Origin of the sequence: Streptomyces sp. NPDC056296 (assembly GCF_042268605.1) — a bacterium.
Classification (GTDB): Bacteria; Actinomycetota; Actinomycetes; order Streptomycetales; family Streptomycetaceae; genus Streptomyces.
Genome location: NZ_JBHJRX010000006.1, coordinates 174051 through 196276 on the forward strand (window position 1 = coordinate 174051; position 22226 = coordinate 196276).

The following is a 22226-nucleotide window of genomic DNA, read 5'->3' on the forward strand; positions in this document are numbered from 1 at the left end:
CTCACGGAGCCGCCTCCTTGCGCAGGTCCTCCGCGGCGCGCAGTTCGTCTCTGCGCAGGTCCTCCGTGCGCAGTTCCTCCGCGCGCAGCTCTTCCGGCAGGTGGAAGCGGGCCAGGATCGCCGCCGTTCCGGCCGGTACCCGGCCCGGGGTGGCCAGGGAGACCAGCACCATGGTGAGGAAGCCCAGCGGCACCGACCAGAGCGCGGGCCAGGCCAGCAGCGCGTGCAGCGCATCGCCGCCACCCGGGAAGCCGCCCATGGTGGCGGCGACGGCGAGCAGGGCTGAGCCGCCGCCCACCAGCATCCCGGCCGCCGCGCCGGGCGGGGTCAGCCGCCGCCACCAGATGCCGAGGACGAGCAGCGGGCAGAAGGAGGAGGCGGACACGGCGAAGGCGAGGCCGACGGCGTCGGCGACCGGCAGCCCGCCGACCAGCGCGCTCGCCGCCAGCGGTACGGCCATGGCGAGGACGGTGCCGAGCCGGAAGTGCGGTACGGCACGGGACGGCAGCACGTCCTGGGTGAGGACGCCCGCGACGGCCATGGTCAGCCCCGACGCGGTCGACAGGAACGCGGCGAAGGCACCGCCCGCCACCAGGGCGCCGAGCAGGTCGCCGCCCACTCCCCCGATCACCCGGTCGGGCAGCAGCAGGACGGCGGCGTCGGCGTCGCCGGTGAGGGTCAGCTCGGGGGCGTACAGGCGGCCGAGGGCGCCGTAGACGGGCGGCAGCAGGTAGAAGGCGCCGATCAGGCCGAGCACGGCGACGGTGGTGCGGCGGGCGGCGACGCCGTGCGGGCTGGTGTAGAAGCGGACCACGACGTGCGGCAGGCCCATGGTGCCGAGGAAGGTGGCGAGGATCAGTCCGTACGTGGCGTACAGCGGGCGCTCGGTGCGGCTCTCGGCCCGGGAGGGCGACAGGGCGTCGTCGGCGCCGCGTCCGGCGGCCGGGACCGGGGTGTCCTCGGCGAAGGTGAGCCGGGTGCCGGACTCGATGTGATGGGTACCGGTGGGCAGGCCGATCCGGGCGTCGTCGTGGGTGCGGCCGTCCACGGTGCCGTCGACGGTGACGGTCAGCGGACGGTCGAGCTTGAGGGTGAGGCTGTCGTCGACCCGGACGGAGCGCTGCTCGCGGAAGGTGGCGGGTTCGTCGAAGGGCCGGCCAGGGGCGCCGTCGCCCTGCCAGGCCAGCACCAGGAAGAGGGCGGGGACGAGCAGGGCGGTGAGTTTCAGCCAGTACTGGAAGGCCTGGACGAAGGTGATGCTGCGCATGCCGCCGGCGGCGACGATGGCGGTGACGACGACGGCGACGATCACCCCGCCCAGCCAGTCGGGCGCCCCGCTCAGCACGGTCAGGGTCAGTCCGGCGCCCTGGAGCTGGGGCAGCAGGTACAGCCAGCCGACGCCGACGACGAAGGCCCCCGCGAGCCGCCGTACCGCCTGGGAGGCGAGCCGGGCCTCGGCGAAGTCGGGCAGCGTGTAGGCGCCGGAGCGGCGCAGCGGGGCGGCGACGAAGAGCAGCAGGACCAGATAGCCGGCGGTGTAGCCGACGGGGTACCAGAGCATGTCGGGGCCCTGGACCAGGACCAGGCCCGCGATGCCGAGGAAGGACGCGGCGGAGAGGTACTCGCCGCTGATGGCGGCGGCGTTCAGGCGGGGGCCGACGGTGCGGGAGGCGACGTAGAAGTCGGAGGTGGTGCGGGAGATGCGCAGGCCGAAGGCGCCCACGAGGACGGTGGCGACCACGACGAGGGCGACGGCGGGTATGGCGTAGCTGGAGTTCATGGCGCCTTCACGGCCTCGCTGGACAAGGTCATCGGTCCTCGACGAGGCGGACGAAGTCGCGTTCGTTGCGTTCGGCGCGGCGCACGTACCAGCGGGCGAGGAGGACCAGCGGGGCGTACAGGCCGAAGCCGAGGACGGCCCATTCCAGGCGGCGGGCGTCGGGCATCGCCGCGAACAGCAGCGGCAGCGGTCCGACGAGGAGTCCGAGGACCGCGAAGGCGGTGAGGCCGGCGCGCAGCTGGCTGCGCATGAGGGAGCGGACGTAGGTGTGCCCGAGGGTGGTCTGCTCGTCGATCTCGGTGCGCGGGCGGTAGTACCCGGAGGCCCGTCGGGTGCGCCTGGGCGGGCCGGTGACGGTGACGCGGCGTTCGGTGGGGTCCTGGGGCATGTCTCACGGCCTCCGCATGAGCAGGTCCCGCAGTTCGCGGGAGTGGCGCCGGCTGACCTGGAGTTCCTCGGTGCCGACCAGGACGCTGACGCTGCCGGCGTCGAGTCGGAGTTCGCCGATGTGGCGCAGGGCGACGAGGTGGCGGCGGTGGATGCGGACGAAACCGCGGGCGCGCCAGCGCTCCTCCAGGGTGGACAGGGGGATGCGGACGAGGTGGCTGCCCCGGTCGGTGTGCAGGCGGGCGTAGTCGCCCTGGGCCTCGACGTGGGTGATGTCCTCGACGGGGACGAAGCGGGTGACGCCGCCGAGTTCCACGGTGATGTGGTCGGGGTCGGGTTCGTGCACGGGTATGCGCGGAGCGGGGGTCGTGGTGCCCCGGCGTTCGACGGCGCGGCGGACCGCCTCGGCGAGCCGTTCCCTGCGGACGGGTTTGAGGACGTAGTCGACGGCCTTGAGGTCGAAGGCCTGCACGGCGAAGTCCTCGTGCGCGGTGACGAACACGACCAGCGGCGGCCGGGCGAACCCGCTCAGCAGCCGGGCCAGGTCGAGTCCGTCCAGGCCCGGCATCTGGATGTCGAGGAAGACGACGTCGATGGCGTCCGGACCGTCGGGGCCCGACTCCAGGGCGCGGTTGATGCGGCGCAGCGCCTCGGTCGCGTCGCCCGCGCCCTCCGCCGTACCGATGCGGGGATCGGCGTTCAGCAGGAACACGAGTTCCTCGAGCGTGGGGCGTTCGTCGTCGACAGCGAGGGCGCGCAGCATGAGGCTGGAGTGTAGGAGCAATCCGTACGCCTGCACACGTTCCCGTCGCGGACGTATCCGCTGGATACAGTGCCCGCATGAACAGCAGGCCCACCCCGTTCGACGAACTAGACCGGAAGATCGTCACCGCCCTGGTGGCGAACGCCAGGACGTCCTTCGCGGAGATCGGCGCGGAGGTCGGGCTGTCCTCGACGGCGGTCAAGCGCCGGGTGGACCGGCTGCGCGAGACCGGTGTGATCACCGGGTTCACGGCGACGGTGCGCCCTTCCGCGCTGGGCTGGCGCACCGAGGCGTACGTGGAGGTCTACTGCGAGGGGGCGGCCCCGCCGAGGCGGCTCGCGGAGGTCGCGCGCGGCTATCCGGAGATCACGGCGGCGATGACGGTGACCGGCGGTGCGGACGCGTTGCTGCATGTGCGGGCGCGGGACGTGGAGCACTTCGAGGAGGTGCTGGAGCGGATCCGGGCCGAGCCGTTCATCCGGAAGACCATCAGTGTGATGGTGCTGTCCCATCTGATCCAGGACGCTCCGGAGGCCGGCGCGAGCCTTCCGGCACCCGAAGGCGGGGCACCCGGCCCGGCCGAGGGCGCAGCAGACGTGCGCTGACCTGGCTCAGGACGCAGCGATACTGCGCCAACACGCAGCTTTTGTCGCTTGTCGTCCGTCTCCTTCGCTTTCTACCGTGGTGTCATCCCTCAGTCACAATCTGTCAGGAAGCGGAGGAACCCCTCTGTGCCCGAATCACGTGTGCCGCGCCGGCGGCGCTTCCTGGTCTGCGAACCCAGACACTTCGCCGTGCAGTACGCGATCAACCCGTGGATGTCGACCGGCCGACCGGTCGACGTCATCCGCGCCCTGGACCAGTGGCAGGCACTGGTCGACGCCTACCGCACCCACGGCCACACCGTCGACGCCGTCGGACCGGTCCCGGGCCTGCCCGACATGGTCTTCGCCGCGAACTGCGCGGTCGTCGTCGAGGGCCGGGTCTTCGGCTCCCGCTTCCACGCGCCCGAGCGGCGTCCCGAGTCCGTGCCCTATGAGGCGTGGTTCAAGACGGAGGGCTTCGAGGTCCACCACCCCGAGGCGGTCTGCGAGGGCGAGGGCGACCTGGTCCCGGCCGGCCGCTGGATCCTGGCCGGCACGGGGTTCCGTACGACCCGTGAGGCGCATCGCGAGGTGCAGGAGTTCTTCGGCGTACCGGTGATCTCGCTGACGCTCGTGGATCCGTACTTCTACCATCTGGACACGGCCCTGTTCGTGCTCGACGACGGCAGCGACGGGACCCCCGGGAACGTCGCCTACTACCCCGGGGCCTTCTCGCCCGGCAGCCGTGAGGTGCTGGAGCGGCTCTACCCGGACGCGGTGATCGCCACCCGCGAGGACGCCATGGCGTTCGGGCTCAACTCCGTCTGCGACGGGCGGCACGTGTTCATCTCGCCCGGGGCCCGGGAACTCGCCGATCAGCTCGCCGGCCTCGGCTACGTCCCCGTCCCCGTCGACCTGTCCGAGTTCCACAAGGCGGGTGGCGGCATCAAGTGCTGCACCCAGGAGATCCGGGAGATCCGCTCATGACCGCACCCGCCCGCAACCGGGGCTCCGAGGAGCTGATCCGCGCGGAGGAGCCCGTCCTCGCGCACAACTACCACCCGCTGCCCGTGGTCGTGGCCCGCGCGGAGGGCGCCTGGGTCGAGGACGTGGAGGGCCGCCGCTACCTGGACATGCTGGCCGGCTACTCGGCGCTCAACTTCGGCCACCGCCACCCGGCGCTGGTCGACGCCGCCCACCGCCAGCTGGACCGGCTGACCCTCACCTCCCGCGCCTTCCACAACGACCGGCTCGCGTCCTTCGCCGAGCGGCTGGCCGCGCTGACCGGCACGGACATGGTGCTGCCGATGAACACCGGCGCGGAGGCGGTGGAGAGCGGCATCAAGGTGGCCCGCAAGTGGGCCTACGACGTGAAGGGCGTCCCGGCCGACCGGGCGACGATCGTCGTCGCGGCGGACAACTTCCACGGCCGTACGACGACGATCGTGAGCTTCTCCACGGACGAGACGGCCCGCTCCGGCTTCGGCCCCTTCACGCCCGGCTTCCGGGTCGTCCCGTACAACGACCTGGCGGCGATGGAGGCGGCGGTCGACGAGACGACGGCGGCCGTGCTGATCGAGCCGATCCAGGGCGAGGCGGGCGTGCTGATCCCGGACGACGGCTATCTGGCCGGCGTACGGGAGCTGACCCGCCGGGCCGGGTGCCTCTTCGTCGCGGACGAGATCCAGTCGGGTCTCGGCCGCACGGGGCGCACCCTCGCCGTCGAGCACGAGTCGGTGGTGCCGGACGTGGTGCTGCTCGGCAAAGCGCTGGGCGGCGGCATCGTCCCGGTGTCGGCGGTGGTCGGCAGCCGGGAGGTGCTCGGTGTGCTGCACCCGGGCGAGCACGGTTCGACGTTCGGCGGCAATCCGCTGGCGGCCGCGGTCGGCACGGCGGTGGTGGAGTTGCTGGAGACGGGCGAGTTCCAGCGCCGGGCGACCGAGCTGGGCGCGGTGCTGCGCGAGGGGCTGACCGCCCTGGTCGGCAGGGGCGTCGTCGGTTTCCGCGCGCGCGGGCTGTGGGCGGGCGTCGACGTCGACCCGGCGCTCGGCACGGGCCGCGAGATCAGCGAGCGTCTGATGCGCGAGGGCATCCTCGTCAAGGACACGCACGGCTCCACGATCCGCCTGGCGCCGCCGCTGACCGTCACCGGTGAGGAGCTGGAAGGTGCGCTCGGGACGCTGGAGAAGGTCCTGACGTCCTGACGTCCTGACGTCCTGACGTCCTGACTCCTGACTCCTGACGTCCTGACCGCTGACGACCTGACCCCGCCCGGAGGTCCTGTCACGGAGCGGCTCGGCCCCGGTCGAGCCGCTCCACGTGTGTCACGTTGTCCCGGTCCTCGGCGTCCTCGCCGGGCTCGCCCGCGAACCAGGCGTCGAGGATCTCCCGCAGCAGCGGCGCCGACGTCAGCCGCAGACTGAGCGCGAGCACATTGGCGTCGTTCCAGCGGCGGGCCCCGTCCGCCGTGTACGCGTCCGCGCACAGGGCCGCCCGTACGCCCGGCACCTTGTTCGCGGCGATCGACGCGCCCGTGCCGGTCCAGCAGCACACCACCGCCTGGTCGGCCGTGCCGTCGGCGACCTCACGCGCCGCCCGCTCCGAGCACACCGCCCACTGAGAGTCGGCCCCGGGCCGCAGCGCGCCGTGCGCCAGCACCTCGTGGCCCCGTCCGCGCAGTTCCTCGACGAGGAGGCGGGCGACGGGTTCGTCCATGTCGGAGGAGACGGAGATACGCATGCGCGCAGCGTACTCACGCGCCCGTCCGCGCGCCGCCCACCTCATCGGCTCAACCACATGACTGAAGTCACGACCATACCCAGGATGATCGGGGGAACGGTACGACCTGAGAAACGTACGACCGAGCAGCACTCCGCCGGGAGCGACTGCCCGTGGAAAGGGAGTCCGCCACGTCCCCCACCGAGAACGGCCATGAATCCGACGCCGCGGCGGTCCGCCGCCACCCGGCCCTGTTCCGGGCGATCAAGCGTCGGCAGAACCCCCGGCTGCGCCGGTCGGACATCACCGTCACGGACGAGGCCGCGGTCAAGAGAGCGGTGAAGGCCGCCTCCCTGGGCAATGCCATGGAGTGGTTCGACTTCGGCATCTACGCCTACCTCGCCGGCACCATCGGCCGCGTGTTCTTCCCGTCCGGGAGTGACACCGCGCAGCTGCTCTCCTCGTTCGCCACGTTCGCCGTGGCGTTCCTGGTGCGCCCGCTCGGCGGCATGGTCTTCGGTCCGATGGGTGACAAGGTCGGCCGCAAGAAGGTGCTCGCGCTGACGATGATCCTCATGGCGATCGGCACCGCCGCCATCGGGCTCATCCCCAGCTACGACTCCATCGGCTTCTGGGCCCCCGTCCTGCTGATCCTGTTCCGCCTGCTCCAGGGCTTCTCGACCGGCGGCGAGTACGGCGGTGCCTCCACGTTCATCGCCGAGTACGCGCCCGACAAGCGGCGCGGCTTCTTCGGCAGCTTCCTGGAGCTGGGCACGCTGGCCGGGTACACCGGCGCCGCGAGTCTGGTCACCGGCCTCACGACCTGGCTCGGCAGCGACACCATGGACGCCTGGGGCTGGCGCATCCCGTTCCTCGTCGCGGCGCCGCTCGGCATCGTCGGTATCTACCTGCGGCTGAGGCTGGACGACACGCCCGCGTTCCTGAAGCTGGAGGACTCCAACGTCCACATCTCGGAGGCGGCGACGGCGGTGGAGACCACCGCTCGGGGCGACCTCGCCAAGATCTTCCGCACGCACTGGCGCCAGCTGGTGCTGTGCATCGCGCTCGTCGGCGCGTACAACATCACCGACTACATGCTGCTGTCGTACATGCCCACGTATCTCTCGGACGAGCTGCACTACAGCGAGAGCCACGGCCTGATGATCCTGGTGGCCACCATGGTGCTGCTGATGCTGATCATCAACCAGGTCGGCCGCCTGTCCGACCGCTACGGCCGCAAGCCCCTCCTCATGACCGGCATGATCAGCTTCTTCGTCCTGTCCGCCCCGGCCTTCGTGCTGGTGCAGGACGGCAGTCTGCTCGCCGTCTCGGCCGGCATGCTGATGCTCGGCCTCTCCCTGGTCTGCCTGCTCGGCACGATGTCCGCGGCGCTCCCGGCGATGTTCCCCACCAACGTCCGCTACGGCTCCCTGTCGGTCGGCTACAACCTCTCCGCGTCGCTGTTCGGCGGTACCACGCCGCTGGTCATCACCGCCCTGATCAGCGTGACCGGCTCCGACATGATGCCCGCCTACTACGCGATGGCCGCGGCCCTGGTCGGTGTCGTGGCGGTGGCCTGCATGAAGGAGACGGCCCAGCAGCCCCTCGAAGGCTCCCCGCCCTCGGTGCAGAGCCAGGAGGAGGCGGCGGAGATGGTCGAGTCGCAGGCCCCCACGCCGAAGTTCTGACCACGCGTCGTCGGGCGGTGGGGCCGGCGCGTACCCCGCCGCCCGGTCGATGTCTCGGTCGATGTCTCGGTCGATCGAAGAGGGGCTGAACCGGGCCCGGCCCGATCGGCACGGTCCGGGCTACGATCGATCACCGGACGCGGACGTCCAACACGGAGCCGTGCCGTGCCTACCGGGAGAGTGGGAGACACACCGTGTTCTACTACGTGCTCAAGTACGTACTGCTGGGCCCGCTGCTGAGAGTCGTCTTCCGCCCCCGGATCGAGGGCCTGGACCACGTGCCGGCGTCGGGGGCGGCCATCGTCGCGGGCAACCACCTCTCGTTCTCGGACCACTTCCTGATGCCCGCGGTGCTCAGACGGCGCATCACCTTCCTCGCCAAGGCCGAGTACTTCACCGGGCCGGGCCTCAAGGGCCGGCTGACCGCGTTCTTCTTCCGCAGTGCCGGGCAGATCCCCGTCGACCGCACCGGCAAGGAGGCGGGGCATGCCGCGATCCGTGAGGGGCTCGGCGTGCTGGGCAAGGACGAGCTGCTCGGCATCTATCCGGAGGGCACGCGCTCGCACGACGGCCGGCTGTACAAGGGCAAGGTCGGCGTCGCCGTGATGGCGCTCAGGGCCGGGGTGCCGGTCGTGCCCTGCGCGATGATCGGCACCTTCGAGGCGCAGCCGCCGGGCCGGAAGATCCCGAAGCTGCACCCCGTGGTGATCCGCTTCGGCGAGCCCCTGGACTTCTCCCGCTACGCCGGCCTGGAACGGGAGAAGGCCGTGCTGCGCGCCGTCACCGACGAGATCATGTACGCCGTCCTGACGCTGTCCGGCCAGGAGTACGTCGACCGGTACGCGGCCGACGTGAAGGCCGAGGAGGCGGCGAAGGCGGCGAAGGGGCCGAGGTTCCCCCGGCTGCCGCACCGCTAGGGGAACGTTGTCTGCCGTCGGCAGAAGGGCGTGGCCGGGTGGCCGGGCGGGCGCCTACGGTCGCTGTATGACACGTGCTGTGGTGGTCGGAGCGACGGGGCAGATCGGACGGGTGGCGGTGGGGGCGCTGGTCCGCGACGGCTGGGAGGTGACGGCCGTCTCGCGGGGCGGCGAGCGGGACGGGGACTGGCCGGAGGACGTACGTGTGGTGCGGGCCGACCGGGAGGACGACGCGGCCCTGTCGGCGGCGGTGGGTGACGGCTGTGACGCCCTGGTGGACATGACGGCCTTCGGGGAGGACCACGCGCGGCAGTTGGTCTCGCTCGCCGGGCGGGTCGGCTCGGCGGTGGTGATCTCCAGTCTGTCGGTCTACGAGGACGACAAGGGCCGCAACTTCGACACACAGGCCGAGCCCGACGGCTTCCCCGAGTACCCGGTGCCGGTCACCGAGGAGCAGCGCACGGTCCGCCCCGGCGACACCTCGTACAGCACCCGTAAAGCGGCGCTGGAACAGGAACTCCTCGCGGTGGGCGACCGGTTGCCCGTCACACTGCTGCGCGCGGGCGCGATCCACGGCCCGCACTGCCGGACCCCGCGCGAGCTGTACTTCGTCAAGCGCAACCTCGACGGCAGGCGTCGGCGCGTCCTCGCGTACGGCGGGGCGAGCCGCTTCCACCCGGCGAGCGTGCACAACATCGCCGAGCTGATCCGGCTGGCCGCCCCGCGCCCGGGGACGCGCGTCCTGAACGCGGTCGATCCGGACGCGCCTACGGTGGCGGAGATCGCGGCGGCGATCGACGCGGTGATGGGCGTGGAGGCCGAGGACGTACTGGTGGACGGTCCGCCGCCCGCGGCCGGCGTGGGCGACACGCCGTGGTCGGTGCCCGTGCCCGTGGTGTGCGACATGACGGCGGCGGAACGGCAGTTGGGCTACCGCCCGGTGGTCCGGTACGCCGAGACCCTGCCGGACACGGTCGCCTTCCTGGCGGAGCGGCTGGCCGGCCGGGACTGGCGGGAGGCGTACCCGAAGATGTTCCGCGCGTACGGCGACCTCTTCGACTACGCGGCGGAGGACACCTGGCTGGCGGCGCGGCAGGGCTGAGCACGGCGGAGGGGGCGGCCGGTCGGACCGGCCGCCCCCTCCTCGTGCCCGCTCGTCGTTACGGCTTGGGTGTGGCGTGCGGGGCGCAGGTCACGTCCCGGGCGTCCACCTTGCCGGTGAGCAGGTAGGTGTCCACCCGCTCGTTGATACACGGGTTGACGATGCCGGTGACGCCGTGCGAACCGGCGTCCCGCTCGGTGATCAGACGCGAGCCCTTGAACCGCTGGTGCAGTTCGACGGCGCCCGCATACGGAGTGGCCGCGTCCCGCTCGGACTGGACGATCAGCACCGGCGGGAGACCCTTGCCGCTCTTCACGTTCACCGGGGTCTGCTGCTTGACCGGCCAGGTGGCGCACGGCAGGTTCATCCAGGCGTTGGCCCAGGTCATGAACGGGTGGTCGCGGTGCAGCCGGGTGTTGTCCCGGTCCCAGGTGCGCCAGTCCGTGGGCCACTTGGCGTCGGCGCACTCCACGGCGGTGTAGACGGCGTTGCCGTTCTCCGCGGAGGCGTTGCCCGCGGTGTCGGACGGGTCGGGGGCGGCGGCGTCGACGAGGGCCTGGGTGTCACCGGCGACGTACTTGCCGAAGACCTTCGCGACCGGCACCCACGCGGAGTCGTAGTACGGGGCGCTCTGGAAGAAGGAGATCAGTTCCGCCGGGCCGACGACCCCGCCGAGCGGCTCCTTCTTCGCGGTGGCGCGCAGTTCGAGCCACTGCTCCTGGACCTCGGCGCGGGTGTCGCCGAGGTGGAAGGTGGCGTCGTTCTTCGCGACCCAGTCCTGCCAGTCCTTCCAGCGCTGCTCGAAGGCGACGTCCTGGTCCAGGTTGGCCTGGTACCAGATCTTGTCGCGGGACGGGTTGACGACGCTGTCGACGACCATCCGGCGCACGTGGTCCGGGAAGAGGGTGCCGTAGACGGCGCCGAGGTAGGTGCCGTAGGAGACGCCGAGGAAGTTGAGCTTCTTCTCGCCCAGCGCGGCGCGGATGACGTCGAGGTCGCGCGCGGTGTTCGGCGTGGTCATGTGCGGGAGCATCTCGCCGCTGCGCTCGTAGCAGCCCTCGGCGTACTCACGGGCGAGCTTGCGTTGGGCGAGCTTGTCGGCCTCGGAGCCGGGCACGGGGTCCATCTTGGGTGCCTTGACGAACTCCTGCGGGTCGACGCAGGAGATGGGCGCGGACTTGCCGACGCCGCGCGGGTCGAAGCCGACGAAGTCGTAGGCCTTGGCCGCGTCGGCCCAGACCGCGCTCTTGCCGGTGACGCGGGCCGGGAAGCGCAGGCCGGAGCCGCCCGGGCCGCCGGGGTTGTAGAGGAGCGCGCCCTGGCGCTCGGCCTTGGTGCCGGTGTTGCCTATGCGGTCGACGGCTATCTCGATCTGCTTGCCGAAGGGCTTGGCGTAGTCGAGCGGCACCGTGACGTAGCCGCACTGGATCGGCTTGGGCAGGTTCCAGTCGGCGGGGCAGTCCTGCCAGTCGACACCGGCCCGGGCGGCGCGGGCCGCGGCGATGGTGGTGCCGCGGGCCTCGCGGTCCCAGCCCTTCGCGTATCCGTGGCCGGTGGACGGAGCGGCGCTCGCGGCGGGCGCCGCGACGGCGCCGGCCATCAGCGTGGCCGTGACCAGCGCTCCGGCCGTGCCGAACACCGCCGTCCCGCGCCCCAGTCTGCTCTTCCTCAAGTGGCCCTCCCCGTACATGATTGCGACAAGTACGGGGATCCTCCCGGCTGTGCGTTCCCTGAGAACAGAGGCGGTACTACTTCTTTGCCAATCCGATAAACGGAGAAAAGTGTTCGGTCGCCGGAATCTCAGCCCAGCGCGTCCGACGCCTCCTCCAGCAACCGCCTGAGCAGCAGCGCGTCCGATGCCACGGCCGTCACCAGTGCGGCGGGGCCGGCGAGCGGCATGACCGCCACGCCCTCGGCGAAGCTCCGCGCCGCCGGTGGGCATGCCGCGAACTCCGGGCGTACGACGACGAGCTGTCCGACGGCACGGTGCCCCGCCAGCCCGGCGGGACCGTCCCAGCCGCCCGGGGCGCCGGGACCGCAGGCCAGCTCCTGGTCGAGCACGCACCGGCCCGCGATCCGTACCGTCAGACGGTTGGTGAGCCGCCCCGGTTCCTCACCCGACCGGCCGAGCACCTGTTCCTCCCGCAGCAGGAAACGGGCGTTGGCGGCGAGGTCGACACGTGTGGTGACGTGCAGGTCACTACCGTGCGCGGAGATCAACTGCTCGGGCAACCAGTGCAGTTCGGCGTCATCGCCAACGGTGAGCCGGACGTCGTAACGCGCGCCCGCCTTGTCCTGCCCGGGCAGGGCGAGGGTGGCGGCGGCCGAGCCGACCCGCAGCCGGGCGCCCCGCGCCGCCTCGGCGGCCACCGTGAAGTGGTCGCCGCCGAGCGGCCCGCTCATCGCGCCGACCAGCATGACCCGGGCCTCGGCACCGCTCCCCCGGGTCCGCCGCACCGCGAGGGGTCCCTCCCCCTCCAGCACCGGCAGGACGGTGCCGCCGCGTCCGTCACCGTGGGCGAGCACGCGCGCCCTCGCCCGTACGCCGCCCGGAGTGGTCACGCGGTCCACGCGGCGATCCGGTTCCGCACCCAGTCCGCGACGTCCCGTACGCCGTCCTCGCTCCGCAACGACTGGAGGACGACGGGTAGTTCACCGCGTTGCGCCTTCGCGTCGGCCGCCATGCGCGCCAGGTCCGAGCCGACGTACGGGGCGAGGTCGACCTTGTTCACGATCAGCAGATCGGCGGTGGTGACCCCGGGCCCGCCCTTGCGCGGGATGTCGTCTCCCCCGGCCACGTCGATCACGAAGATCTGGGCGTCGACGAGCCCCTTGGAGAAGGTGGCGGTGAGATTGTCCCCGCCGGACTCCACCAGGACCAGGTCGAGCGGCCCGGCCTCGTCCTCCAGATCCTCGACGGCCTCCAGGTTGGCGGAGATGTCGTCCCGGATCGCGGTGTGCGGACAGGCCCCCGTCTCCACGGCACTGATCCGCTCCGGCGGCAGCACCGCCTCCCGAAGCAGGAACTCGGCGTCCTCACGGGTGTAGATGTCGTTGGTCACGACGGCGAGGGACAACTCCTCCCGCAGCGCCCGGCAGAGCGCGGCGACGGTCGCGGTCTTCCCGGACCCGACGGGCCCGCCGAGCCCGATCCGCAGCGCACGGCGGCGCCCGTCGGGCCGGTGGGCATCGGCGGAGACGGCGGGAAGGTCGTGGTGATGGTCGAGATGCATGCTGTGACTCCTGTAGCGGTATTCAGCCCTTCGGCATTCACAAACTGAGGCCGGCTGTATTCAGCCCGTCCGGCGTCTGAAAACTGAGGCCGGCTGTATCCAGCCCGTCCGGCGTTTGAGGACGAGGCCGTTCAGGCCGACGGGGGTCCAGGGGGCACAGCCCCCTGGCGGGGTCGAAGGGGCAGAGCCCCTGGGGTCGGGAAGGGAAGGGGCCGGCGGGGGCGAACCGGAGCCCCTACGAGGCGAACAGCCGCACAGGCCAGGCGGCATGCGCCTCCGCCCCGATCTCCAGCAACGGCGCCGACCGCGCGGGCAGCACGTCGACCCCGCCGGTCACCGCCTGCCGCCCCGCCTCCACCGCGTCCCGTGCCACCCGGTCGAGGTCGGGCGCGAGCCGCGCGAGCACGCCGGTCGCGTCGAACGGGTCGAGGCTGAGCAGCCGCACCACGGCCGTCGCCGGCCCGCTCACCCCCTCGTAGGCGGAGCAGTACGCCGCGTCCAGCGGCCCGAGCCCGGCCGCGCGGGCGGTCAGCCCGAGGACGACGGGCTGGTGGGCACCCTTGGGCAAGCGCCGCGCCAGCGCGTCGAGTTCGGGATGCGGCCAGGTGGCACGGGCAGCCCGCATGAGCTGCCGCCCGAGCCTGCGTGCCGCCACCCGCAGCGCGGGTGACGGAGTGCGGGCGTCCGCGGCCAGGTCGAGCTCGCCGGGGTCGACGCCGAGGGCCGCGGCTGCCGCGAGGGAGGCCGCGACGGCCCCGCTCGTGTGCAGCCGCCCCCGGCAGAACTCCTCCAGGCTCGCGGCGTCCGTGATGCGTCCCGCCCGGACGGCGGCCTCCGCCCCGCCGGAGTGGGCGTGCCCTCCGGCGGGGAAGCGGCCGTCCGCGAGGACGAGCAGTGTCGCGCGGCTCATACCGGCGCTCAGAAGAGGAAGTACCGCTGTGCGAGCGGCAGTTCGGTGACGGGTGCGGATTCGACGAGTTCGCCGTCGATGGTCACCGCGAAGGAGTCCGCGGCGACCTCGACTCGTGGCAGGGCGTCGTTCTGCCGCATGTCGGCCTTGGTACGGCCGCGGGTCGACCGGATGGGCACGAACGCACGCCCGAGACCGAGTCGTTCCGGCAGCCCGGCCTCGATGGTCGCCTCCGCCACGAAGGCGACCGAGTTGGCGGCGGGCGCCGAGCCGAGCGCGCCGAACATCGGGCGCGGCAGGACCGGCTGCGGCGTGGGGATGGAGGCGTTGGCGTCACCCATCTGCGCGTACGCGATCTGGCCGCCCTTGAGCACCAACTGCGGCTTCACTCCGAAGAACCGCGGGTCCCAGAGCACCAGGTCGGCGAGCTTGCCCGTCTCGACGGAGCCGACCTCGTGCTCGATGCCCTGGGCGACGGCGGGGTTGATGGTGTACTTGGCGACATAGCGACGGGCGCGCAGGTTGTCGGCGCGGGTGTCGCCGGGCAGGAAGCCCCGGCGCCGCTTCATCACGTGCGCGGTCTGCCAGGTCCGCAGGATCACCTCTCCGATGCGGCCCATGGCCTGGGCGTCCGACGACATGACGGAGATGGCTCCCATGTCGTGCAGGATGTCCTCGGCCGCGATGGTGCTGGGCCGGATGCGGGACTCCGCGAAGGCCAGGTCCTCGGGGACCGCGGGGTTCAGGTGGTGGCAGACCATCAGCATGTCGAGGTGTTCCTCGACGGTGTTGACGGTGTGCGGCCGGGTCGGGTTGGTGGACGCGGGCAGCATGTTGGGCAGCGAGACCGCCGTGATCATGTCAGGTGCGTGGCCGCCGCCGGCGCCCTCGACGTGGAAGGCGTGCAGGGTGCGGCCGGCGACGGCGTCGAAGGTGTCGCCGACGAAGCCCGCCTCGTTCAGGGTGTCGGTGTGGACGGCGAGTTGGACACCGGACTCCTCGCACACGTCCAGGCAGGCGGAGATGACGGCCGGGGTGGCACCCCAGTCCTCGTGGATCTTGAAGCCGAGGATGCCGGCGCGGAGTTGGTCGCGCATGGACTCCTTGGACATGGTGCTGCCCTTGCCCAGGAAGCCGATGTTGACGGGGCTGGACTCCAGGGCGGCGAACATCCGCGCGAGGTGCCAGGAACCGGGGGTGACGGTGGTCGCCTTGCTGCCCTCGGCGGGGCCGGTGCCGCCGCCGATCAGGGTGGTGACGCCGGAGGCGAGGGCCTCGTCGACGGCGGTCGGCGCGATGAAGTGGACGTGCGTGTCGATGCCGCCGGCGGTGACGATCTTGCCGTTGCCCGCGATGATCTCCGTCTCAGGGCCGATGACGAGGTCGGGGTGGACACCGTCCATGGTGTCCGGGTTGCCGGACTTGCCGATGGCGGTGATCCGGCCGTCGCGGATGCCGATGTCGGCCTTGACGATGCCCCAGTGGTCGATGATCACGGCGCCGGTGACAACGGTGTCGGGGGTGCCGTCGGCGCGGGTGGCACGGGACTGGCCCATGGACTCGCGCAGCACCTTGCCGCCGCCGAAGACGGCTTCGTCGCCGGAGCGGCCGGGGCCGCCCGAGCGGTCCTCCTCGATCTCGACGAGAAGGTCGGTGTCGGCGAGGCGGACGCGGTCGCCGGTGGTCGGGCCGAACAGGTCGGCGTAGGCGGGACGGGCCAGTTCAGGCATCGAGGGCACCTCCGGTCGCGCCGCGCAGACCCATGACGACGCGGGCACCCGCGAGGGGGACGAGTTCCACGTCGACCGGGATGCCGGGCTCGAACCGGACGGCGGTGCCGGCGGCGATGTTGAGCCGCATGCCGTGAGCCGCCTCACGGTTGAAGTCAAGACCGGGGTTGGCCTCGGCGAAGTGGTAATGGGAGCCGACCTGGACCGGCCGGTCGGCGGTGTTGAGCACGGTCAGGCGGGTGGTCTCGCACCCCTCGTTGAAGGCGACCGGCTCGTCGGCGAAGAGGATCTCTCCGGGAATCATGACTGCCGCCCCGTCAGATGATCGGATCGTGGACGGTGACCAGCTTGGTGCCGTCGGGGAAGGTGGCCTCGACCTGCACGTCGTGGATCATCTCGGGGATGCCCTCCATGACCTCGTCACGCTGGAGCAACTTGCGTCCGGAGGCCATGAGTTCGCCGACCGTGCGACCGTCCCGGGCGCCTTCGAGGAGGTGCGAGGTGATCAGCGCGACGGCCTCGGGGTAGTTGAGTTTCACACCTCGGGCGCGGCGCTTCTCCGCCACGTCCGCGGCCACATGGATGAGCAGTCTCTCCTGCTCGTGCGGGGTCAGTTGCATTTACCACCTCACAGGGCATGACGCCGGGACCGGACGGTCCGGCTGCCGCGTCCACCGCGACGGCTCTAGATGTAACACACATCAATGCGCGGGAGCGCGCACGCCGGTGACCCAAAAACCGCAGGTGGACGGGGTGAGAGTAGGGTTTCAGTGTTTCCGCCGCGTCACGCCTTTTTGACCGACTGATTACCGGTGCCGTCGGCGGCCTCCCGCATGCTCAACAACCCCCGCACGCCCGCCTGGAGAGCTTCCGGGGAGAAGCTGCCGAACAGCGCGTACTGGGCCCCGAAGCCCTGCACCGTCGCCATCAGCGTCCGGGCCACGGCGTCCGGGTCGACGTCGTCGCGCATCATGCCCGCTTCCTGATAGCGGACGACGACCTTCGCCCAGGACGCGAGGACCTTGGCGAAGCCCTCGTCGAGGAGGGCGGACAGCGTCTCGTTGCGCAGCGTCTCGGTCCAGGCCTGGATCATGAGCCGCGGGAACAGCCACCGGCCGTCTTCCGTCAGCGCCGGCCGCTCCCGCGCCATGTGCGCCAGGGTGCGGGCGATGAGCTCGTCGGGCATGGCCGGCGGGTCCTCCCGCGCCGCGCGCTCGTACACGTCCCGGATGGCGCCCAGCACCTCGGTGACGATGGCCTCGATCAGCTCCTCCTTGCCGCTGAAGTAGCGGTAGACGGCACCTGCCGAGAGGTCGACCTCCTTCAGCACGTCCTGCATCGACGTGGCGTGGAAGCCGTTGCGGGCGAAGCAGAGCGCGGCGCCGTCGAGGATCTGCCGGCGGCGGGCGTCGAGGTGTTCCTGGGATACGCGGGCCATGGCACCAACCTAAAACGAACGTTCCTTCTTGACAAGGAAGCCGGACCGGTCGCACGGTGGTGACAGGTAAAACGAACGATCCTTCTTTTTGGCAGGAGTCCTCATGGACAGCCGTCGCATGATCGCCGTGATCGTCCTGGTTCCCGTGCTGGTGGCGTTGGCCCTGTAGGCCTTCGCCTGGCCGGCCGCCCGCACGGCGCCCCGGGATCTGCCGCTCGGTGTGGCGGGGCCACCCGCCGCGGTCGCGCAGGTGGAGCAGCGGCTCGACCAGCGCGAGGGCGCCTTCGAGATCCACCGCTACGCCGACGAGGACGCGGCCCGCGGTGCCGTCGAGGACCGGACCGTGTACGGCGCGGTCATCGCCGGCGAGCGGGGCCCGAAGCTGCTCACGGCGTCCGCGGCGGGCCCCGCCGTCGACCAGCTGCTGCGGCAGGCGGTCACCGGGCAGGCGTCCACCGGCGCGGGGACTCCGGTCCAGGTCGTCGATGTGGTGCCCGCTCCCGAGGCGGACCCGCGCGGCGCGGCCTTCGGCGCGAGCGTGCTGCCGCTGGCGCTGGCCGGGATCGCGACGGGCGCGGTGGCGACCCTGCTGGGGCTGCGCGGCGCCCGCGCGGTCGCTGCACTGGTCGGCGCGGCCGCGCTGACCGGCCTGGTCGCGGCGGCGATCGCGCACAGCTGGCTCGGGGTGGTCACCGGTGACTGGTGGGCCGTGGCCGGCGTGTTCGGGCTGTCGACCCTGGCCGTCGGCGCGGGCATCGCCGGGCTCGGGGCGCTGCTCGGACGTGCCGGTCTCGGGCTGGGCGGGGCCGTGATGATGCTGCTGGGCAACCCCTTCTCGGGAGCGTCCTCGGCGCCGGAGATGCTGCCCCAGCCGGCCGGCGCGATCGGCCAGTGGCTGCCGCCGGGCGCGGGTGCCTCACTGTTGCGCTCGGTGTCCTTCTTCGACGGCGCCGCGGCCGCCGGCCCCGCACTGACGCTCACGTGGTGGGCCGTACTGGGCCTGTGCGCGGTACGGCTCGGCGGCGCACTGCGACAGCGCACGCAGGGCGACTCGACGGTGCCCGACCGGGCCCCGGCGCCGGCAGCGGCCGCCTGAGCGAGGCCGGCCGGCGTCAACGACGCCCGGGACCGATACAGCCGGGGCCCGTCCGGCGGGCCACGTCGCGGGAGACCGGCGACGCCCGATCAGCGCCGGCGAGCGGGCCAGTTTCGAGCGGCCACGGCCGACGACAACGCCACCGGGACAACGCTCACGCCCTTCAGCCAATGCACAGCCGACCGGGTCAAGGGCGCTCGGGATCAAAACGGCCGGGGCCCGTCCTGCGGGTCAGGTCGCGGGAAGGCGGCGGCCGGTCTGCGCCGGTCCGCGCCGGTCCGCGCCGGTGAGCAGGGTCTGGTCACCCCGGCGTGCGGGGCCTGATCATCCCGTGGGGCCGGTACGCGAAGGCGTGCCGGCCCCACGTCCGTGACCTGATCCGGCGGACAGGCGCTACGTCGGGTTCGGCCCCCGGTGTTCCGCCGCGATGCCGAAACGGTGCGGCTCGCGGGGCGCGGAGGCGGAGGCGGCGGCGTCCCGGACTCCGGTGACCGAGGTGATCACCTGGTCCTCCGGCGCTTCCCGGAGTTCCTCCAGACGCTCGAGGTCGGCGGCGGAGACGAGGGCGACGAGAGGCTTGCCGTGGCGCGTCACGACGACGCGTTCACCGCCGTACACCACCCGGTTGATCAGGTCGGCGAGCTCAGCCCTGGCTTGCGTCACCGGAATCTCGTAGGCCATGCCCCCAGCTTACGGTTCACCTCGCGACGACCGGCTGCGCCGCCGTTCGGCGGGGAGGACGATGGGGACGGGGGGCGAGCACAGGCCACCGGCCCCGGGAGGTACCCCATGGCAGGCGAACCGTCCTTCTTCGAACTCGGCGTGGCCGACCCCGAGCGCGGGCGCGTCTTCTACGGCGGCCTGTTCGACTGGGCCCTCGAAGCCGGCCCCACGGGGCGCGGGTTCTCCATCGGCACCGGCGGTGTGCCGGGCGGCCTGCACGGCGGTGACGCGGGAGCCTCCCCGTACCTCTTCTTCCGGGTCGACGACCTGGACGCCGCCGTGGCCAGGGTGCGGAGACTGGGCGGCTCGGTCCAGGACCTCGGCGAGGAGGACGCGGAGTCGGTGGCCCGGTTCGGCCGGTTCGCGCTGTGCCGGGACGATCAGGGCTCCTCCTTCGGACTGCACGAGCCCCCGCACGAGGGTTGAACGCGGCCCCCCACCGATCCCCCGAAGGTTCCTTCCGCTGCCGGCGAACGCGCGACCCCCCGCGATTCCTCCACCCTCCTAACGTACGTCCTGTACATTTTTTCAGGAGACAGTGCAGCCGAACACGGTCCTGCCACGAGGAGGGGTTCGCCATGACCCGACCGTCCGCCCGTCACGTCCTGCCCGAGTTCACCGAGCGCACGAGTACCGGGAGCCGGACGACGGACCCGTACTCGAAGCTGCTGGAGGAGCGGATCGTCTTCCTCGGGACACCGGTCGACGAGACCTCCGCGAACGACGTGATGGCGCAGTTCATGTACCTGGAACACCAGGCCCCGGACCGGGACATCGCGCTCTACATCAACTCGCCCGGCGGCTCCTTCACCGCGATGACGGCGATCTACGACACCATGCGCTACGTCGCCTGCGACGTGGAGACGACCTGCCTCGGACAGGCCGGCTCGTCCGCCGCGGTACTGCTGGCGGCGGGCACGCCCGGCAAGCGCGCCGTCCTGCCGGGCGCACGGGTGGTCATCCATCAGCCCGCGCTCACCGTCCCGGTGGAGGGACAGGCGAGCGACCTGGCAATCAAGGCCGACGAGTTGATCCGCGTCCGCGCCCGCCTGGAGGAAATTCTCGTACGGCACACGGGCCGCAGTCCCGAGCAGGTGAGCGCGGACATCGAGCGGGACACCGTCCTGGACGCACAACAGGCTCTGAAGTACGGCCTGGTGGACCGGATCGTACCCAGCCGCAGGACCATGTCCCCGGCATCCGGCGCGAGGTGATCCGGCGATGCTGCCACCGGAACTGCCGCCTCTGCCCGCCCTGGCCCGCGCCGAGGCCGAGCTGATCGACCGCTACCTGGACGTCGTCGACCTGCTCGGGCGCATCAACCCCGCGCGGGAGGGCGACACCTACCGCGGACTGCGGGCCGCCCAGGCGCTGGTCGGCAAGGCGGCCGCCCTGCGCGACGCGCTGGCGCTGATGCACCGGCGGAGCGAGACGGAGTTGCACGCCACGACCCTGGCCCGGGCGCTGCGCGTGCTGGACGGTGAACGGCGGACGGCGCGAGTCGGTCTACCGCCCTGTTCCTACAGTTGAGGCGCCAGGAGTCGAAACGGACCAAACGGCTTACCGCCTTTCGGCGTAGGAACACCTCCGATTTCCGACCGGCCGAGCTTGCGCGACCCGCGTGTCCGGACAGCGCGATGAGCCACTGCGTCGCTGGTCCCGGGGTCGTCACCACACCCACCGGTGACTCGAACACAGAGGCGTCCACCCGAACGGGTGAGTGGTGAGTAACAACACAAAGGGCACGTTCCGTTGGGAATTCCCCATGGGGCGAGACAAGATCCGTGACTGACGACAAGCCCCCGCCGCAGCGGCGGGGCGGTCCGGGCGGACGCCGAGTCCTGCCGCCGCCCGGACGACCGGTCGACAGGAGTGGATCGGCAGGAGTGGAGGACCCGAGCACGACGGGTCGCCGGAACGGTCGTCTCTGCGGGAGACGCGCCGGGCCGAGCAGCCCTTGGGGTGAAGCCGCACTCGTGCGGCCGGGCAACTTCGCCAGCCCGAATCCGACAGGTCATCCTTCACAGGCGGCTGACGAAGGGTTGCGCATGTCCGCGCTCAATCGTGTCCCGTCGCTGATGGCCCGTGCCGGTACGGCCTCGGCCCTCACCCTCGCCGCCGTGGGCGGTTCCGTAGTGGTCCCCGGCGCCGCCTCCGAGGCGGCCGCGGCGAGCCATGCGACGAAGGCCCTCAAGATCGCCGCCTCCAAGAAGGGCGCGCCATACAAATGGGGCGCCGTCGGACCAAGCAGGTTCGACTGTTCGGGGCTGACGCTGTACTCGTTCAAGAAGGCCGGCAAGAAGCTGCCGCGCACCGCCGCCCAGCAGTACAACAAGACCCGTCACATCTCCGCCAAGAACCGCAAGACCGGGGACCTGGTGTTCTTCCACTCGGGCCGCAGCGTCTACCACGTCGGCATCTACGCCGGGAAGGGCAAGATCTGGCACGCCCCGAAGACCGGGGACGTGGTGCGTCTGCAGAAGATCTGGACCGGCAGCGTCTGGTACGGCCGGGTCAAGTAGCCCGCCCGAGGGGGTGACGGCGCCCTGACCCGCCGTCACCCCCTCGGGTGCGCGGTATGCGCCTGGGGCGCGCCTCGTGCCGTCGGCGCCTCACCGCTGCGGCTCCTGGCTTCCCACGGCCTGCCCGACGACCGTGGCCGGTTCGGTGGGCACCGGACCGCCCGGCGGCGCCCAGGGCAGTTCGATGGAGACGGTCTTGCCGCCCTCGCGCGTGGGCCGCACTCTCAGCTTGCCGCCGCACTCCGCCGTCAGCCAGCGGATGATCACCATGCCGCGGCCGTTGTCCTGCTGGACGGCGGCGGGCAGGCGCTTGGGGAACCGCGGGTGGCTGTCGGTGACACCGATGCGCAGCCGCTCGTCACGGTCGAGCACGAGGTCCACGGTGAAGGTGGGCGATTGTCCGAACGTGTGCTGGACCGCGTTGGTCGTCAGCTCGGAGACGATGAGCCGGACGGTTTCGGACACGTCGGTGTCCGGCGGCAGGCCCCACTCCGCCAGAGTCCCGACCACATAGGTACGCGCGGCGGCCACCGAGGCGGGATCGCTCGGCAGAGTGACGGATGCTTCCAGATGGTCTGCCATGGCGACGTCGTCCCTTTCCCACGGGACCGCAGCCGGACACGGAGCGGATGGTT

At 71.8% G+C, this 22226-nt stretch carries 24 protein-coding genes, 1 pseudogene and 1 riboswitch; of the genes and pseudogenes, 11 read left to right on the plus strand and 14 right to left on the minus strand.

Annotated elements, in window-relative coordinates:
- Position 1: 1 nt before the first annotated feature.
- The 3 genes from ACFCZF_RS06650 to ACFCZF_RS06660 are packed head-to-tail and all read right to left on the minus strand — an operon-like array spanning position 2 to position 2930.
- Positions 2-1780, minus strand: a complete 1779-nt coding sequence (locus tag ACFCZF_RS06650) for a cation acetate symporter (protein ID WP_376670719.1) — start codon at positions 1778-1780, stop codon at positions 2-4.
- Between the two features lie 28 nt (positions 1781-1808).
- The gene (locus tag ACFCZF_RS06655) at positions 1809-2168 is read right to left on the minus strand and encodes a hypothetical protein (protein WP_310874557.1); all 360 of its coding nucleotides are present in this window, start codon (positions 2166-2168) and stop codon (positions 1809-1811) included.
- 3 nt (positions 2169-2171) lie between these two features.
- Complete coding sequence (locus ACFCZF_RS06660) at positions 2172-2930, minus strand: LytR/AlgR family response regulator transcription factor (protein ID WP_376670720.1); 759 nt, start codon at positions 2928-2930, stop codon at positions 2172-2174.
- Positions 2931-3007: 77 nt separating this feature from the next.
- Between ACFCZF_RS06660 and ACFCZF_RS06665 the strand changes: the two genes are divergently transcribed.
- The 3 genes from ACFCZF_RS06665 (at position 3008) to rocD (ending at position 5718) form a co-directional block, all read left to right on the plus strand.
- A complete protein-coding gene (locus ACFCZF_RS06665) occupies positions 3008-3535 on the plus strand; it encodes an Lrp/AsnC family transcriptional regulator (RefSeq protein WP_376670721.1) in 528 nt (175 codons plus the stop codon).
- Positions 3536-3661: 126 nt separating this feature from the next.
- On the plus strand, positions 3662-4501 hold the full coding sequence (gene ddaH / locus ACFCZF_RS06670; protein WP_376670722.1) for a dimethylargininase: 840 nt from the start codon (positions 3662-3664) through the stop codon (positions 4499-4501).
- Positions 4498-5718 carry an ornithine--oxo-acid transaminase gene (gene rocD / locus ACFCZF_RS06675; protein ID WP_375920737.1) on the plus strand — a complete coding sequence of 407 codons (1221 nt, stop codon included), beginning with the start codon at positions 4498-4500 and terminating at the stop codon, positions 5716-5718. Before ddaH ends, rocD begins: the two co-directional genes overlap by 4 nt.
- 79 nt (positions 5719-5797) lie before the next feature.
- On the opposite strand, the gene ACFCZF_RS06680 is transcribed toward rocD, so the two are convergent.
- Positions 5798-6253: an RpiB/LacA/LacB family sugar-phosphate isomerase gene (locus ACFCZF_RS06680; protein WP_376670723.1), complete on the minus strand. Its 456-nt coding sequence runs from the start codon at positions 6251-6253 to the stop codon at positions 5798-5800.
- A 152-nt stretch (positions 6254-6405) separates the two neighbouring features.
- Here ACFCZF_RS06680 and proP point away from each other — a divergent pair, with 152 nt between their 5' ends.
- The 3 genes from proP (at position 6406) to ACFCZF_RS06695 (ending at position 9939) form a co-directional block, all read left to right on the plus strand.
- Positions 6406-7920, plus strand: a complete 1515-nt coding sequence (gene proP / locus ACFCZF_RS06685; protein ID WP_375920743.1) for a glycine betaine/L-proline transporter ProP — start codon at positions 6406-6408, stop codon at positions 7918-7920.
- Between the two features lie 194 nt (positions 7921-8114).
- Positions 8115-8837 (plus strand): lysophospholipid acyltransferase family protein, encoded by a 723-nt coding sequence (locus ACFCZF_RS06690; protein ID WP_376670724.1) that lies wholly within the window; start codon positions 8115-8117, stop codon positions 8835-8837.
- Positions 8838-8904: 67 nt separating this feature from the next.
- Complete coding sequence (locus ACFCZF_RS06695) at positions 8905-9939, plus strand: NAD-dependent epimerase/dehydratase family protein (RefSeq protein ID WP_376670725.1); 1035 nt, start codon at positions 8905-8907, stop codon at positions 9937-9939.
- A 58-nt stretch (positions 9940-9997) separates the two neighbouring features.
- Here ACFCZF_RS06695 and ACFCZF_RS06700 read toward each other — a convergent pair whose 3' ends face one another.
- The 8 genes from ACFCZF_RS06700 to ACFCZF_RS06735 form a co-directional block, all read right to left on the minus strand.
- Positions 9998-11629: an alpha/beta hydrolase gene (locus ACFCZF_RS06700; RefSeq protein WP_376670726.1), complete on the minus strand. Its 1632-nt coding sequence runs from the start codon at positions 11627-11629 to the stop codon at positions 9998-10000.
- 110 nt (positions 11630-11739) lie between these two features.
- Complete coding sequence (locus ACFCZF_RS06705) at positions 11740-12510, minus strand: urease accessory protein UreD (protein WP_376670727.1); 771 nt, start codon at positions 12508-12510, stop codon at positions 11740-11742.
- Positions 12498-13172: an urease accessory protein UreG gene (gene ureG, locus ACFCZF_RS06710; RefSeq protein ID WP_376670728.1), complete on the minus strand. Its 675-nt coding sequence runs from the start codon at positions 13170-13172 to the stop codon at positions 12498-12500. Before ureG ends, ACFCZF_RS06705 begins: the two co-directional genes overlap by 13 nt.
- Positions 13173-13407: 235 nt before the next feature.
- On the minus strand, positions 13408-14082 hold the full coding sequence (locus tag ACFCZF_RS06715) for an urease accessory protein UreF (RefSeq protein ID WP_376670729.1): 675 nt from the start codon (positions 14080-14082) through the stop codon (positions 13408-13410).
- Positions 14083-14090: 8 nt separating this feature from the next.
- Complete coding sequence (locus ACFCZF_RS06720) at positions 14091-15812, minus strand: urease subunit alpha (protein ID WP_376670730.1); 1722 nt, start codon at positions 15810-15812, stop codon at positions 14091-14093.
- The gene (locus ACFCZF_RS06725; RefSeq protein WP_376670731.1) at positions 15805-16116 is read right to left on the minus strand and encodes an urease subunit beta; all 312 of its coding nucleotides are present in this window, start codon (positions 16114-16116) and stop codon (positions 15805-15807) included. Before ACFCZF_RS06725 ends, ACFCZF_RS06720 begins: the two co-directional genes overlap by 8 nt.
- Positions 16117-16129: 13 nt before the next feature.
- Positions 16130-16432, minus strand: coding sequence for an urease subunit gamma (locus tag ACFCZF_RS06730; RefSeq protein WP_375905865.1), 303 nt, complete (start codon positions 16430-16432; stop codon positions 16130-16132).
- Positions 16433-16596: 164 nt separating this feature from the next.
- The gene (locus tag ACFCZF_RS06735; RefSeq protein ID WP_376670732.1) at positions 16597-17250 is read right to left on the minus strand and encodes a TetR/AcrR family transcriptional regulator; all 654 of its coding nucleotides are present in this window, start codon (positions 17248-17250) and stop codon (positions 16597-16599) included.
- Positions 17251-17353: 103 nt separating this feature from the next.
- Between ACFCZF_RS06735 and ACFCZF_RS06740 the strand changes: the two are divergent.
- Positions 17354-18346, plus strand: a pseudogene (locus tag ACFCZF_RS06740) (ABC transporter permease).
- Positions 18347-18739: 393 nt separating this feature from the next.
- Here ACFCZF_RS06740 and ACFCZF_RS06745 read toward each other — a convergent pair.
- A complete protein-coding gene (locus ACFCZF_RS06745) occupies positions 18740-19027 on the minus strand; it encodes a type II toxin-antitoxin system Phd/YefM family antitoxin (protein WP_376670733.1) in 288 nt (95 codons plus the stop codon).
- Between the two features lie 108 nt (positions 19028-19135).
- Here ACFCZF_RS06745 and ACFCZF_RS06750 point away from each other — a divergent pair, with 108 nt between their 5' ends.
- The 4 genes from ACFCZF_RS06750 (at position 19136) to ACFCZF_RS06765 (ending at position 21591) form a co-directional block, all read left to right on the plus strand.
- The gene (locus tag ACFCZF_RS06750) at positions 19136-19495 is read left to right on the plus strand and encodes a VOC family protein (RefSeq protein WP_376670734.1); all 360 of its coding nucleotides are present in this window, start codon (positions 19136-19138) and stop codon (positions 19493-19495) included.
- Between the two features lie 152 nt (positions 19496-19647).
- Positions 19648-20283 carry an ATP-dependent Clp protease proteolytic subunit gene (locus ACFCZF_RS06755; protein WP_376670735.1) on the plus strand — a complete coding sequence of 212 codons (636 nt, stop codon included), beginning with the start codon at positions 19648-19650 and terminating at the stop codon, positions 20281-20283.
- A gap of 7 nt (positions 20284-20290) precedes the next feature.
- Positions 20291-20599 carry a hypothetical protein gene (locus ACFCZF_RS06760; RefSeq protein WP_376670736.1) on the plus strand — a complete coding sequence of 103 codons (309 nt, stop codon included), beginning with the start codon at positions 20291-20293 and terminating at the stop codon, positions 20597-20599.
- A 370-nt stretch (positions 20600-20969) separates the two neighbouring features.
- Positions 20970-21114, plus strand: a riboswitch (cyclic di-AMP (ydaO/yuaA leader).
- Positions 21115-21117: 3 nt separating this feature from the next.
- Positions 21118-21591, plus strand: coding sequence for a C40 family peptidase (locus ACFCZF_RS06765; RefSeq protein ID WP_376670737.1), 474 nt, complete (start codon positions 21118-21120; stop codon positions 21589-21591).
- Positions 21592-21681: 90 nt separating this feature from the next.
- Here ACFCZF_RS06765 and ACFCZF_RS06770 read toward each other — a convergent pair whose 3' ends face one another.
- Positions 21682-22173: an ATP-binding protein gene (locus ACFCZF_RS06770; RefSeq protein ID WP_376670738.1), complete on the minus strand. Its 492-nt coding sequence runs from the start codon at positions 22171-22173 to the stop codon at positions 21682-21684.
- Between the last annotated feature and the right edge of the window lie 53 nt (positions 22174-22226).